Raw genomic sequence first — 13,408 nt, 5'->3', positions numbered from 1 at the left:
AGTCCCCATTGCTCCGGCTACGTCGTCGTAGGCCTTGCACTCTGTATACCAACACCCGAGGGGGCCGCGCCTTCCGTCTTTCGGCTGAAAGCTGCGACCAATTTCGCCAGCGCCGGCGTAAATCCGGCCGCAGCCGGCAGGATGGCGTCGGCTGGGGGCAACTCATCGACGCGATGGCAGGCGGTGGCGTGGCCTGCGCCGTCGGCCGCCAACGGGGGCGCCTCGGTGCAGCAACGCGCGATCACGAACGGGCAGCGGGTATGGAAACGACAGCCCGCCGGCGGATTGAGCGCGCTCGGGATCTCGCCTTGCAGCACGGCCTTCGCGCGCCTGGCGCGAGGTTGCGGCAGGGGGATCGCGGACAACAGGGCACGGCTGTAGGGATGGCGTGGCTCGGCGAACAACTCGTCCGCATCGGCCTCTTCTACGATACAGCCGAGATTCATCACTGCGACGCGGTCGGCGATGTGCTTGACCACGGCGAGGTCGTGCGAGACGAAGATGTAGGCGAGGCCGAGCCGGTCCTGTAGTTCGCGCAGGAGATTCAATATCTGCGAACGGATCGAGACGTCGAGTGCCGAGACCGGCTCGTCGCAGATGATCAGTTTTGGCTCGACCGCCAGCGCGCGCGCGATGGCGATACGCTGGCGCTGGCCGCCGGAGAACTCGTGCGGATAGCGCCGCGCCAGCCGCGGCTCCAGGCCGACGAGCCGCAATAGCTCCGCGACGCGCTCGCGCCGCTGTGCCGGCGGCACGAGATCGTGGAGCGCGAGCGGTTCGGTCAGGACCTGGCCGACGGTCATGCGTGGATTGAGCGAGGCGTAGGGATCCTGGAAGATGATCTGGGCCTCGCGGCGGAATTTTCGGAGCGCATCGGCGTCGAGCGAGAGCAGGTCGCGGCCGTCGAACCGCACGCTGCCTGCATCCGGCTCGATCAACCGCAGCACCAGGCGGCTGACGGTCGATTTGCCGCAACCGGACTCACCGACCAAGGCAAGCGTCTTGCCGGCTTCGAGCGAGAACGACACGCCATCGACGGCTTTGACATGCGCCCGGGCCCGGCCGAACAACGAGCGCCCGGCGACGAAATGCTTGACCAGGCCGTCGACTTCGAGCAGCGCCATCACGTCACCAGCAGTTCGAGCGGTGCGCGGATGCAGCGCGAGACGTGGCCGGGGCTGACGGCCATCAGTGGCGGCGGCGCCTTTGTGCAGGCCTCCAGCACGAAGGGACAGCGCGCGGCGAAGCGGCAGCCGGCGGGCGGCTGTGCCATGTTCGGCACCATGCCTTCAATGGTCGCCAGTTGCTCGGCGCGATGGTCGAGCCGCGGGATCGAGCCAAGCAGGCCGACGGTGTAGGGATGCTGCGGCGCCGCGAACAATTCGTCGACAGGGGCGCGCTCGACGATCTCGCCGGCATACATCACCGCGACCTCGTCGCAGACTTCGGCGACGACGCCGAGATCGTGGGTGATAAGGATGATGGCGGCGCCGCTCGCCGCCTTCAGCTCGCGCATCAACTCCAGGATCTGGGCCTGCAACGTGACGTCGAGCGCGGTGGTTGGCTCATCCGCGATCAGCAGTTGCGGGTCGCAGGCCAGCGCCATTGCGATCATGACGCGCTGGCGCATGCCGCCTGAGAGCTTGTGGGGATATTCGTCGATGCGCCGTTCGGGCGAGGGGATATGGACCCGCCGCAGCAGCTCGATTGCCCGCTCGCGCGCACCCTTTCGGGCGCCGCCACGGTGGCGCAAGATCGTCTCGATGATCTGGTCGCCGATCGTAAAACTCGGATTGAGAGAGGTCATCGGCTCCTGAAAGATCATCGCGAGCCGGTTGCCGCGCAAGCCGCGCAGCGTCTGGTCCGGTGTCTTCAGCAGGTCAAAACCGTCGAAGCGGATCGCGCCCGATATCTCGGCGCTGTGCTTCGGCAGCAGGCCCATGATTGCCAGCGAAGTCACGCTCTTGCCGCAGCCGGATTCGCCGACAAGGCCGAGCGTCGCACCCTTGGCCACGCTGAGATCGAGGCTGTCGACCGCATGGGTGATGCGGCCGTCGTCGCCGTGAAAGCGGATGCGCAGATCCTTGATCTCGAGGAGGGGGCTCGCGCTCATGCTTGCCTTGCCTGCGCCGCTTTGATGCGGGCCTCGATGACGCTGCGGTCGGTATTGCCGGCCGGGTTCTGCCGCGTCGGCATGGACGAGCGGAAGTGAACCCAGAGCTCGTGACTGACGCGTTCGAGGCGGTCGAGTTCGCCGAGCGGGTCGGGATGGTCGTCGGCGCGGATGTCCAGCGCCGGCCATTCCTCCTCGCCATGGATCAGCAGCGCCGCGGACTGCTTGCCACGCTTGTCGCCGCCGGCAGCTTCGCCCGCGCGCATCGCCGCCAGCAGCCGGCGCGGAAAGGGCAGGCTGTCATTGGCGATATAAGTCTTCGCTGTTTCGGCTGGGACGTCGGGGCCCGCGAGCATATTGCCGGCGATCGAAAAGCCGCTGCCTCGTATGTGCCCGCACCAATCGACGCAGTCGCGCCCGGTATGCGCGGCGATCGCGCCGCTCGCATCCATGATGTGGATCTGCCGGCTTTCGCGGCCGTCATCGGACGCGAGCAGTGTGGCGAGGACATCGTGAGCGTTCAGGCCCTCGCGCAGCAACTTGACGCCGTCGATGCCGTAATAGGGGTTGACGAAGGCCTGGGTCGCGATCGCGCCGAAGCCCGCCGCGATATAGGGCACGCGCGCGCCGACGGCGAAGAAGCGGGTCGCAACGGCGATGCCGAACTGGCCGGTGGCAGGGTCTCGCGCGATGATCGACCAGGTCATGTGTTGCCTTCAGCGTCCCGCGGCGTAACCCTGCATGCCCCGCGGATTGGCGGCGGCGCGGCGGCGCACGCCGACGCGCGAGGCCGCGGTGAGGCGGCCCTCTGACCAGTCGGGGCCGACCTCGACGATATGTCCGCGCTCGCGAAGGTTCTCGACCGTCGCTTTGGGCACGCGGTTCTCGACCACGAGCACACCCGGACGTGCGGTGCGCGGCCAGAACGAGGTCGGGAAGTGCTCGGAGTGCCAGGCCGGGGCGTCGATCGCCTCCTGGAGATTGAGGTTGCAATGGACATGGCGCAGGAAGAACTGCGTGATCCATTGATCCTGCTGGTCGCCGCCGGGCGACCCCCAGGCGAGATACGGCTCGCCGTCACGCAATGCCATGGTCGGCGACAGCGTGGTGCGTGGCCGCTTGCCCGGGGCGAGCGAGCCGGGATGGTCTTCCTCGAGCCAGAACATCTGCGCACGGCTGCCGAGGCAGAAGCCGAGCTCGGGAATGATTGGCGAGGATTGCAGCCAACCGCCCGAAGGCGTCGAGGACACCATGTTGCCAGCCTTGTCGACGATGTCGAAATGCACGGTGTCACCGCGCACCTCGCCGAAGCGTCCGACGGTCGGCTCGCCGGCGCCGAGCGCGCCGACCGCTTCGCGCTGGCCGTCGGCGCGGCGCAGCTTGACCACGCCGCCGAAGCCTTCGACGGTGCCGGGGACGAAATCGAGCGAGGCCTTCTCGGTGACGAGCTTGCGGCGCTGGTCGTTGTAGCCATCCGATAGTAGTGTCTCTATCGGGATGTCCGAGAACTTCGGATCGCCGTAGAATTTTTCGCGGTCGGCGAAGGCAAGCTTGGCGCATTCGATCTGGAGATGGATGAATTCCGGCCCGGTCGGGTCGAGCCCGTCCAGCGCGAATCCCTTGAGTAGCGCGAGCTGCTGCAGCGTCACCGGCCCCTGGCTCCAGACGCCGGCCTTGCAGACGGTGTAACGGCCATAGTTGTAGGTGAGGGGCGCCTCGATCGTTGGCTGCCAGCGCGCCATGTCGTCGGCCGAGAGCACGCCGCGATGCGGCGAGCCGCTGACGTCCATCACCTCCTGCGTCCGGCAGAATTTGTCGATGGCTTCCGCGACAAAACCCTGCGACCATGATTTCCGCGCGCGCTCGATCTCGGTCTCGCGCCCACCGCCGCCGCTCTCGGCCTCGTTGAGAATGCGGGTGTAGGTCGCAGCCAGCGTCTTGTTGGTGAAGATCGTGCCGGGCTTCGGGACCTCGCCGTTCGGCAGGTAGACCGCGGCGGAGGTCGGCCAGTGCTTGCGGAACAATTGCTCGACGGTCCGGATCGTGGCGCAAGCGCGCTCGACCAGCGGATAGCCGTCGCGTGCGTAGGAGATCGCTGGCTCCAGCACGTCGCGCACACGCATCGTGCCGTAGTCCCGCAGCAGCATCATCCAGGATTCGAAAGTGCCGGGGACGCAGGCCGCAAGCAGGCCGGTGCCGGGCACCATGTCGAGGCCTTCGCTCTTGTAATGGGCAATGGTGGCGCGCGCCGGCGCCGGGCCCTGGCCGCAGATCACCTCGGTGCAGCCGCGCCTCGCGTCATGCACGATAACAGGCACATCGCCGCCGGGGCCATTCAGATGCGGCTCGACCACCTGAAGCGTGAACGCGGTGGCGACCCCGGCGTCGAATGCGTTGCCGCCCTTTTCCAGGATGGACATGCCTATGGCGGTCGCGATCCAGTGGGTCGTGGCAACGACGCCGAACGTGCCCTCGATCTCGGGCCGCGTTGTGAAGGGATCCGGATTGACGTTGCTGGCCATGGGCTACCTCATCTGCGGCGCGCAATTGATCACAGGCCATGCCGTGCCGCCAATGCGTGCGCCGCATGGCACGGGCGCGTTATGCCGGGACCGGCGCGGTGTTCACCGCATGGCAGGCGACGCCGTCGATCAATTCCGGAGTCTCCTTGCGGCAGAGGTCGAACGCCAGCGGACAGCGCGGGTTGAAGGCGCAGCCAGGCGGCGGATTGATCGGGTTCGGGATCTCGCCCTTCACCGGAATGCGCTGGCGGCCGCTCATGGCAAGATCAGGCACGGCGCCGAGCAGCATCTTGGTGTACGGCATGCGCGGACGGGTGAACAGCTCGCGCCCTTCCGCGATCTCGACGATGCGGCCGAGATACATCACACCCACCCGGCTCGCCATGTGGCGGACCACGGCGAGGTTGTGGCTGATGAACAAATAGGTCAGGCCGAACTTGTCCTGGAGATCGCGCATCAGGTTCAGGATCTGCGCCTGCACGGAGACGTCGAGCGCCGAAGTCGGTTCGTCGCAGACGATGAATTCGGCGTCGGAGGCAAGAGCGCGCGCGATCGCGATGCGCTGGCGCTGGCCGCCCGAGAACTCGTGCGGGAATTTCAACCGGTCGTCGGGATGCAAGCCGACGAGAGTCAGGAGCTCGCCGACGCGCGCCTGGACGTCGCGCTCCCCCTGGATCAGGTCGAAGGCACGGATCGGCTCCGAGATGATGGCGTCGACCCGGAAGCGCGGGTTCAGGCTGGCATAGGGATCCTGGAAGATCATCTGGATGCGGCGGCGCAGCCTTCGGCGCGCGTGGCCTTGCCGCGGATCGGTCATCGAGACGCCGTCGATCAGGACGTCGCCGGAGCTTGGCGGCAGCAGCCCGACGACCATGCGCGCCACGGTGGTTTTCCCCGAGCCGGACTCGCCGACCAGCGCAAAGGTTTCGCCTTTTTTGATGTCGAAGGTGACGTGATCGACGGCCTTGAGATACTCAAGATGCCCACCTTCGAGGACGCGGTTGAGCCAGGGTTTAGAGACGTCGAAGACGCGGCGCAGATTTGTGGCCTGGACGAAAGGCGTGCTCATGCTGCGGTCTCCGCCGGCTCGCTGTCATAAAGATGACAGGCAACCGATTGCGTCCCGTGCGACAGCGGCTCCGGCCGTTCCACCCGGCAACGATCGAAGGCGGAGTCGCAGCGCGGATTGAACGCGCAGCCACGCGGGATCGCCGACAGGCGCGGCATCGAGCCCGGGATCTGCACCAGGCGCTTGTCGTCGCCGGCCAGTGTCGGGATCGCGCCCATCAGGCCCTTGGCATAGGGATGCAGCGGGTTCCTGACGACGTCCTGCACGGGGCCAATCTCGGCGACCCGGCCGGCGTACATCACCGCGACGCGGTCGGAGGTCTCGGCGATCACGCCCATGTCGTGGGTCACCAGCATCACGGCGGTGCCGTGGTCGCGCCCGAGCCGCTTGATCAGCGAGATGATCTGCGCCTGCACGGAGACATCGAGTGCGGTGGTGGGCTCATCCGCAATGATCAGCTCCGGCTCGGCGCAGATCGCGAGTGCAATCACCACGCGCTGGCGCATGCCGCCGGAGAATTCGTGGGGATAGCCGTCGATGCGCTTTTCCGGGGCGGGGATGCCGACTTCGGCGAGCAGATCGATGGCCCGGCGGCGGGCGGCCTGTTCGGAGAGATTGAGATGGGTCCGGATCGTCTCCACGATCTGGTCGCCGACCTTGTACAGCGGATTGAGCGAGGTCAGCGGATCCTGGAAGATCATGCCGATGCGCTTTCCACGAACGCGGCGCATCTCCTCCGGAGGCAGATTGTCGATGCGCAGGCCCGCGAGGCGAATCTCGCCGCCGGCGATGCGGCCGGGCGGATCGATCAGGCCGATCACCGAAAGACCGGTGACGGATTTGCCGGCGCCGGATTCGCCGACGACGCCCAGCACTTCGCCCTTGGCGATGTCGAACGAGACGCCATTGATGGCGCGCAGCGTGCCGCGTCGTGAGGCGAACTCGACCTGGAGATTGCGGACGGAGAGAACGGGTTCGGTCATGAACGCTGCATGCTCATCGGAGTTTGGGGTTGAGCGCATCGCGCAGCCAATCGCCGAGCAGGTTGATCGACAGGATCAGCGCCGCGAGCGCGATTCCGGGGAAGGCGACGATCCACCATTCGCCGGCAAACAGATAGCCGTTGCCGATGCGGATCAGCGTGCCGAGCGACGGCATTGTCTCGGGCATGCCCGAGCCGAGGAACGACAGCGTCGCCTCGGTGATGATGGCAAGCGCGAGGTTGATGGTGGCGATCACGAGGATTGGCCCCGTGGTGTTCGGCAGCACGTGGCGCAGCATGATCACGGGGGCGGGCAGGCCGATCAACTGCGCGGCTGCGACATAATCCTTGTTCTTCTCGATCAGGACCGAGCCACGCACCGTGCGCGCGTATTGCACCCAAAAGCTCAGCCCGATCGCGAAGACCAGGACCGCCAACATGCTCATCTCGTCGAGCTTGTTGCCCAAGACCGATTTGGCGATGCCATTGATCAACAGCGCGATCAGGATAGCCGGAAACGAAAGCTGTACGTCGGCGATGCGCATGATCAGTCCGTCGAGGGCCCCGCCGAAATAGCCGGCCGTCAACCCGAGCAGGATGCCGATCGCGCCGGACAGGACCACGCCGAGCACGCCGACGAGCAGCGAGATGCGCAGTCCATAGAGAATTGCGGACAGCACGTCGCGGCCCTGCTCGTCGGTGCCGAGCAGGAATGGGCTCTGGCCGTCGGAGGTCCAGAGCGGCGAGATGCGCGAATTCATCAGCTGGAGTTGTGCCGGATCGAACGGATTTTGTACCGACAGCACCGAGGCGAAGATCGCGACCAGGAAGAACAGCAGCGTCACGGCCGCCGCGATCATGGTGACCTTGGACCGGCGGAACGAATAGAACAGGTCGCTGTCGAGCGCGCGCCTGAACCAGCCGGGTGGGGCCGCAGGGCGCTCGGTTGTGTGCGGAACGACGGCTTCGCTCATGTTAGTGCGCCCGGCTGACCGTCGAGCGCAGCCGCGGATCGACGATGGTGTAGAGGATATCAACCACGAGATTGATGGTGACGAAGATCAGGGACACCATCATCAAATAGGCCGCCATGATCGGGATGTCGACGTTCTGAACGGCCTGCACGAACAGCAGCCCCATGCCCGGCCACTGGAACACCGTCTCGGTGATGATGGCGAAAGCAATGACCGAGCCAAATTGCAGGCCGGCCACGGTGATCACGGGAACCAGCGTGTTGCGCAGCGCGTGCCCGAAATGGATCGCCCGCGTGGTGAGGCCGCGTGCGCGGGCGAAGCGAATGTAGTCGGTGCGCATCACCTCGAGCATCTCGGCGCGGACGAGGCGCATGATCAGCGTCATCTGGAACAGGCCAAGTGTGATCGCGGGCATGATCAGCGCTTTCAAGCCGGACAAGGTCAGAAGGCCAGTCGTCCACCAGCCGATATGCACGACGTCTCCCCGCCCGAAGGACGGCAGCCAGCCGAGGGTCACCGAGAACAGGTAAATCATGAGGACGCCGATCAGGAAGGTCGGCAGCGAGATGCCGATCAGCGAGACGGCCTGGAAGACATGCGCGAGCCAGCTGTCGCGGCGAAGCGCCGAATAGACCCCCATCAGGATGCCGCTGACCATGGCGAAGATGGTGGCAACGATGGCCAGCTCGAGCGTCGCCGGCATCCGCTCCATCAGCAGGTTGGTGACCGGCAGGCGAAATTGGTAGGATACGCCGAACTTGAATTGCGCGGCGTTGCCGATATATCGGCCGAACTGCACGATCACGGGATCGTCGAGGCCGAGCGATTGACGGATCGCGGCGCGTTCGGCGCCCGACGTATCCATCCCGACCATCTGGTTCACGGGATCGCCGGCGAAGCGGAACATCGAGAACGCGATGATTCCGACGGCGATCATGACGCCGATGGCCTGGATGGCCCGGCGCAGTGTGAAAGCGAGCATCTGTTCCTTTCACATCTCTTCAGCAGCACGCGTCATTGCGTTAGCTCGAAATAGCAAGTCCCGGAAGCCGGACCTTGAAGCGATGGCTTCCGGGACTTCACAACATGTCGACACCTACTCGTCCTGCTTGGTCGCCCAGTAGAGCATGACCATGTTGTCCGCACGCTGGGTCAGCTTCACCTTCTTCGACACGCCCCAGGCGAGCGCCTGCTGGTGCAGCGGGATGTAGGCCCAGTCCTTCATGGAGAGCTCGAAGGCCTGCTTGATCAAGAGATCGCGCTTGGTCGGATCGGATTCCACGAGCACCTTGTCGGCGAGCTCGTCGAACTGCTTGTTGCAATAGCCGCCGAGATTGGCTTCGCCACGGTTAGGATCCTTGGGATCGTCGCGGCAGCCCATGATGTCGTGCAACACGTTATGGGAGTCGAGCGTATCCGGAGTCCAGCCCAGCATGTACAGCGAGGTCTTGTAGCCACCGGGCTTCAGCACCTTGGCGAAATACTGGGCCTTGGGCTGCGCCAGCAGATCTACCTTGATGTTGATGCGGGCAAGCATGCCGACGATGGCCTGGCAGATCGCGGCGTCATTGACGTAGCGATCGTTCGGGCAGTCCATCGTCACCTCGAAACCATCCGGATAGCCAGCGTCCGCCAGAAGCTTCTTGGCGGCGTCGGGATCGAGCTTCGGTCGCGTGAAGTCCTTCGACATCGCAAAGATCTCGGGTGCGACCATCAACGCGGACGGCGTGGACAGCCCGCGCATGACGCGATTCTTGATCAGGTCGACGTCGATCGCACGGTAGACGGCTTCGCGAACGCGAACGTCCTTGAATGGGTTCTTGCCCTTGACGTTGGAGTACAGCAGTTCGTCGCGCGCCTGGTCCATGCCAACGAAGATGGTGCGGAGTTCAGGCCCCGTCAGCACGGTGGCGTTGGGGCTCGCTTTGACGCGCTCGATGTCCTGGACAGGAACCGGCTCGATCACGTCGACCTCGCCGGACAACAGCGCCGCAACGCGCGTGGCGGGGTTTGCGATCGGCGTAAAGACGATTTCCTTCAGATTATGTTCCGGCTTGCCCCACCAGTTCGGGTTGGCCTTGAAGACGGTCTTCACACCCGGCTGATGGCTCTCGATCGTGAAGGGACCGGTGCCGTTTTCATGCAGCGAGGCATAGCTCGGGGTTGTCGCGGCTGCGGGCGTCGGTGCCACCGCATCGTTCGCCTCTGCCCATTTCTTGTCCATGATATACCAGGTCGCCCACAGCGCGGTCAGGATGGGGTTGGGCGAGGTCAGGACGAAATCGACGGTGTAATCGTCGACCTTGATGACCTTGGCATCGGCGGGAACGCGGCTTTGGAAGTTCGAGCCTTTCGCTCGGACGCGCTCGGCCGAGAACACCACGTCATCGGCGGTGAAGGGGTCACCGTTGTGGAATTTGACGCCCTTGCGGAGGTGAAAGCGCCAACGCGTCGGCTCCGGCGTCTCCCAGCTTTCGGCCAGCGCCGGGATGACCTTCAGGTCTTTGCCGCGGGCGACCAGGCCCTCATAGACGTGGCCCAGATGCGCGCTGGTGGTCGACTCGTTGAGTGTGTAGGGGTCGAGCGACTTCAGCTCGCCCTGGTTGGCGTAGCGCAGCGTCTGGCTCGACGCCGGCGAAACTGCCAACGCAAGCACAGCGGCGAGCGTCGCCGCAAAAAGACTTCGTCCGACTGACATTCTTGACCCTCTCCACTCACCCGCGCCGTCATTTTTGATTGTTCGGCGGGGCTGATCGATCCATGTTGCCCAGAGTTCTCGACCCGTGCAAGCGCCATTCCAGCAAGGAACGCGCCAAGTTGCACCGCTGTGCAGCAATGCTGACAGGCATTTTGGCGCGAGAGGCGCGCGGGCGACATTCGACTTTCGACCGCGAGGTCTCGAAAATGGGGCGGGAATAGCCTCTGCGGCGGCCCGGCGGCGCGCGATCGGGGCGGAGCGATTTGATTGACCATATGCCCTGATTGCGGAAGACGGCGCCCAGCCCCGCGTCTCAGGTCGCTTGCGTCGCAGACCATGTCGCGGCGATACTGTGTAAGGCCACTCGAATCTCATCCGGAGGGGACATGAAAGTTAACATCGAAATCGACTGCACTCCCCTCGAGGCCCGCCAGTTCTTCGGATTGCCCGATGTATCGCCGATGCAGACGGCGGTCATGGACAAGCTGCAGCAGCAGGTCCTGAGCAACATCGACAAGGTCTCGCCGGAATCGCTGATCCAGAGCTGGTTTACCTTTGATCCCAAGCTCGCGGAACGATTTCAGGACATGTTCGTGACCATGGCCGGTCTCGGTGGCCCGCGCAGCGGCGACAAGAAGAAGTAATGACATCAGGGCCGGACGGGCCGCAGCCGCCGGGCCGGCTTCGTCCGCCGAGCCTTGGCCTGTTGCTTGCCGAGGCCCGAGGGCTGTTTGAACTCAACGCCAGCCTCCTGCTGTCGCCGCTGCTGATGCGCGCGCCAAGGGGCGACGGCCATCCGGTGCTGGCGCTGCCGGGCTTTCTTGCCAGCGATCTCTCGATGGCGCCGATGCGGCGCTATCTCGGCGAACTCGGCTATGAGCCCCACGCCTGGCGGATGGGCCGCAATCTCGGCGGATTGGCGCGGATGCGGGACGTCCTTCGCGCCCGCCTCGTCGAAATCCACGCGGCCAGTGGAAGGAAAGTCAGCCTGGTCGGATGGAGTCTCGGCGGCGTCTATGCCCGTGACCTCGCGCTCCATGCGCCGGACATGGTCCGGTCCGTGATCACGCTTGGCAGCCCCTTCGCCAATGACGTGCGGGCGACCAACGCGACCGCGCTCTACGAGGCATTGTCAGGCGAGCGGGTCGAGGATTTCGCCGAGCAGCGCGCAGCGATTGCCGGCGATCTCAACGTGCCCGCGACCTCGATCTATTCGCGCACGGACGGCGTCGTGAATTGGCGTACCTGCCTTCTGCACGCCTCCGGTCGGGCCGAGAACATCGAGGTGCATTTGGCGAGCCATGTCGGGCTCGGGGTGAACCCGGCTGCGTTGTGGGCCGTTGCAGATCGCCTGGCTCAACCGGAGGGAGAGTTCTGGCCATTCGACCGGGCAGGGCCGTTTGCCATTGCATATGCCCCGCCAGAGCGGGCAGTATCGGCCTGACGAGAAGCGCCAGCAAAGGCGCCAGTCACACACAAGCGGAGGGAACTATGGCTGACGGTAAGAAGCTTTCGTCGCTGGATGCGTCGTTTCTCTATCTGGAAACGCCAGAGATGCCGATGCATGTCGGTAGCATGGCGATCTTTCGTCTGCCTGACGACTACAAGGGCGACTTCTTCGAAGACTTCAAGGCGATGATCGTCTCGCGGCTGCACATCGCGCCGATCCTGAAAGCGCGCCTCGAGAAGGCGCCGCTGGATATCGATCATCCGACCTGGGTCGAGGACGACCAGTTCGACATCGACCGTCACATCTTCCGCGCCAGCCTGCCGGCGCCGCGTGACCGCGCCACGCTCGAGCGCATCGTCGGCTGGATGCATGCCAAGCTCCTGAACCGCGCCCGCCCGCTCTGGGAGTTCTACGTGTTCGAGGGCATGAAGGACAATGAGGTCGGGCTCTATTCCAAGATGCATCATGCGGCCATCGATGGTGGCGCCGGTGCGGCCCTGACCAACATGATTTACGACATCTCGCCGATTCCGCGGAAGGTCGAGCCGCCGACCGGCGGATCGAAGCCGGGGCAGGAGCCGCGCGACATCGCCGCCAATCTGCTCGATTCCTATGCGCAGCTGTTCAACCAGCCACTCGACGCCGGCAAGGCCGCCCAGAACCTGCGACTGCCGCGCACCGGCAAGAGCGACATCGGTTCGATCCTGTTCGACAACGCGATGTATCAGATCGAAAGCGCGGTGCGCTTCGCCGGCAACATTCCGACCGTGGTCAAGAGCGTCTCCGACGTGCTCGGCAAGATCTCCGACCCGAAGTCGCGCGAGAGCCTAGCCAGCATGGTGTCGCCGCCGACCATGCTCAACAAGGCGATTTCGTCGGAGCGCAGCTTTGCCGGCGTGTCGATCTCGCTGTCGCGATCCAAGGCGCTGGCCAAGGCGGCGGGCGGCAAGCTCAATGACGTCGTGCTGGCGCTCGCCTCCGGCGTGGTCCGGCGCTATCTCCTGCAATACGGCACGCTGCCGGCGAAGTCGCTGACCGCCGCTGTGCCGATCTCGCTGCGCGAGGAGGGCAATACCGAAGCCAACAACCAGGTGTTCGGCATGATCTGTTCGATCGCGACCAATATCGAGGATCCCAAGGCGCGGCTCGAGGCCATCATCGCGCAGTCAACCAAGTCCAAGGAGATGTCGCATCCGCTGCGAGCCTTGATGCCGCAGGTCTCCAACATCTCGATGCTGGGCGCGCCGATCATCGTCCAGATCCTGGCACTGCTCTACAGCCGTTCGGACCTGTCGGACGTGCTGCCGCCTGCGGCCAACATCACCGTGTCCAACGTGCCGGGGCCAAGGCAGACGCTCTACGCCGCTGGCGCCGAGCTGCTGCACATTTTCCCGGTTTCGATCTCGACGCACGGACAGGCGCTCAACATCACCGTGCAGAGCTACCGCGACCAGCTCGATTTCGGCTTCATCGTAGGTGCCAACATCATTCCGCATGTGCAGGTGATGTGCGACATGCTGCCGGAGGAGTTTGCCGCGCTCGAAGCGGCCTACGCGCCGCCTGCGGCCGACATCAAGGGCGCAGCCGAATAAGTCGTTTG

Annotated in this window: 12 protein-coding genes; 3 read left to right on the top strand and 9 right to left on the bottom strand. The window is 64.9% G+C overall.

Annotated elements, in window-relative coordinates:
• Positions 1–17 precede the first annotated feature (17 nt).
• From ACVWZ4_RS00955 to ACVWZ4_RS00915, 9 genes are all read right to left on the bottom strand, one after another.
• The gene (locus tag ACVWZ4_RS00955; RefSeq protein ID WP_456739662.1) at positions 18–1,124 is read right to left on the bottom strand and encodes an ABC transporter ATP-binding protein; all 1,107 of its coding nucleotides are present in this window, start codon (positions 1,122–1,124) and stop codon (positions 18–20) included.
• Complete coding sequence (locus ACVWZ4_RS00950; protein WP_456739661.1) at positions 1,124–2,113, bottom strand: ABC transporter ATP-binding protein; 990 nt, start codon at positions 2,111–2,113, stop codon at positions 1,124–1,126. The genes ACVWZ4_RS00955 and ACVWZ4_RS00950 overlap by 1 nt, the downstream gene beginning before the upstream one ends.
• Positions 2,110–2,820, bottom strand: coding sequence for a DUF1028 domain-containing protein (locus ACVWZ4_RS00945; RefSeq protein WP_456739660.1), 711 nt, complete (start codon positions 2,818–2,820; stop codon positions 2,110–2,112). The genes ACVWZ4_RS00950 and ACVWZ4_RS00945 overlap by 4 nt, the downstream gene beginning before the upstream one ends.
• Positions 2,821–2,829: 9 nt before the next feature.
• On the bottom strand, positions 2,830–4,635 hold the full coding sequence (locus ACVWZ4_RS00940) for a gamma-glutamyltransferase family protein (protein ID WP_456739659.1): 1,806 nt from the start codon (positions 4,633–4,635) through the stop codon (positions 2,830–2,832).
• A 79-nt stretch (positions 4,636–4,714) separates the two neighbouring features.
• On the bottom strand, positions 4,715–5,704 hold the full coding sequence (locus ACVWZ4_RS00935) for an ABC transporter ATP-binding protein (protein ID WP_456739658.1): 990 nt from the start codon (positions 5,702–5,704) through the stop codon (positions 4,715–4,717).
• Positions 5,701–6,687 carry an ABC transporter ATP-binding protein gene (locus ACVWZ4_RS00930; protein ID WP_456702443.1) on the bottom strand — a complete coding sequence of 329 codons (987 nt, stop codon included), beginning with the start codon at positions 6,685–6,687 and terminating at the stop codon, positions 5,701–5,703. Before ACVWZ4_RS00930 ends, ACVWZ4_RS00935 begins: the two co-directional genes overlap by 4 nt.
• 13 nt (positions 6,688–6,700) lie before the next feature.
• Positions 6,701–7,660, bottom strand: coding sequence for an ABC transporter permease (locus tag ACVWZ4_RS00925; protein ID WP_456739657.1), 960 nt, complete (start codon positions 7,658–7,660; stop codon positions 6,701–6,703).
• Position 7,661: 1 nt separating this feature from the next.
• Positions 7,662–8,642, bottom strand: coding sequence for an ABC transporter permease (locus ACVWZ4_RS00920; protein ID WP_456702445.1), 981 nt, complete (start codon positions 8,640–8,642; stop codon positions 7,662–7,664).
• Between the two features lie 114 nt (positions 8,643–8,756).
• Complete coding sequence (locus tag ACVWZ4_RS00915; RefSeq protein WP_456702446.1) at positions 8,757–10,358, bottom strand: ABC transporter substrate-binding protein; 1,602 nt, start codon at positions 10,356–10,358, stop codon at positions 8,757–8,759.
• 386 nt (positions 10,359–10,744) lie between these two features.
• Between ACVWZ4_RS00915 and ACVWZ4_RS00910 the strand changes: the two genes are divergently transcribed.
• The 3 genes from ACVWZ4_RS00910 to ACVWZ4_RS00900 are packed head-to-tail and all read left to right on the top strand — an operon-like array spanning position 10,745 to position 13,400.
• Positions 10,745–11,002 carry a DUF6489 family protein gene (locus ACVWZ4_RS00910; protein WP_456738066.1) on the top strand — a complete coding sequence of 86 codons (258 nt, stop codon included), beginning with the start codon at positions 10,745–10,747 and terminating at the stop codon, positions 11,000–11,002.
• A complete protein-coding gene (locus ACVWZ4_RS00905; RefSeq protein WP_456739656.1) occupies positions 11,002–11,802 on the top strand; it encodes a lipase family alpha/beta hydrolase in 801 nt (266 codons plus the stop codon). Before ACVWZ4_RS00910 ends, ACVWZ4_RS00905 begins: the two co-directional genes overlap by 1 nt.
• Positions 11,803–11,849: 47 nt before the next feature.
• Entirely contained in the window at positions 11,850–13,400 is a 1,551-nt protein-coding gene (locus tag ACVWZ4_RS00900) for a WS/DGAT/MGAT family O-acyltransferase (protein ID WP_456702448.1), read from the top strand.
• Positions 13,401–13,408: the final 8 nt, after the last annotated feature.

The sequence above is a fragment of the Bradyrhizobium sp. USDA 4472 genome (assembly GCF_054058595.1).
Note: the sequence above shows the minus strand (reverse complement) of the source record. Positions and strands in the feature narration are given on the sequence as shown.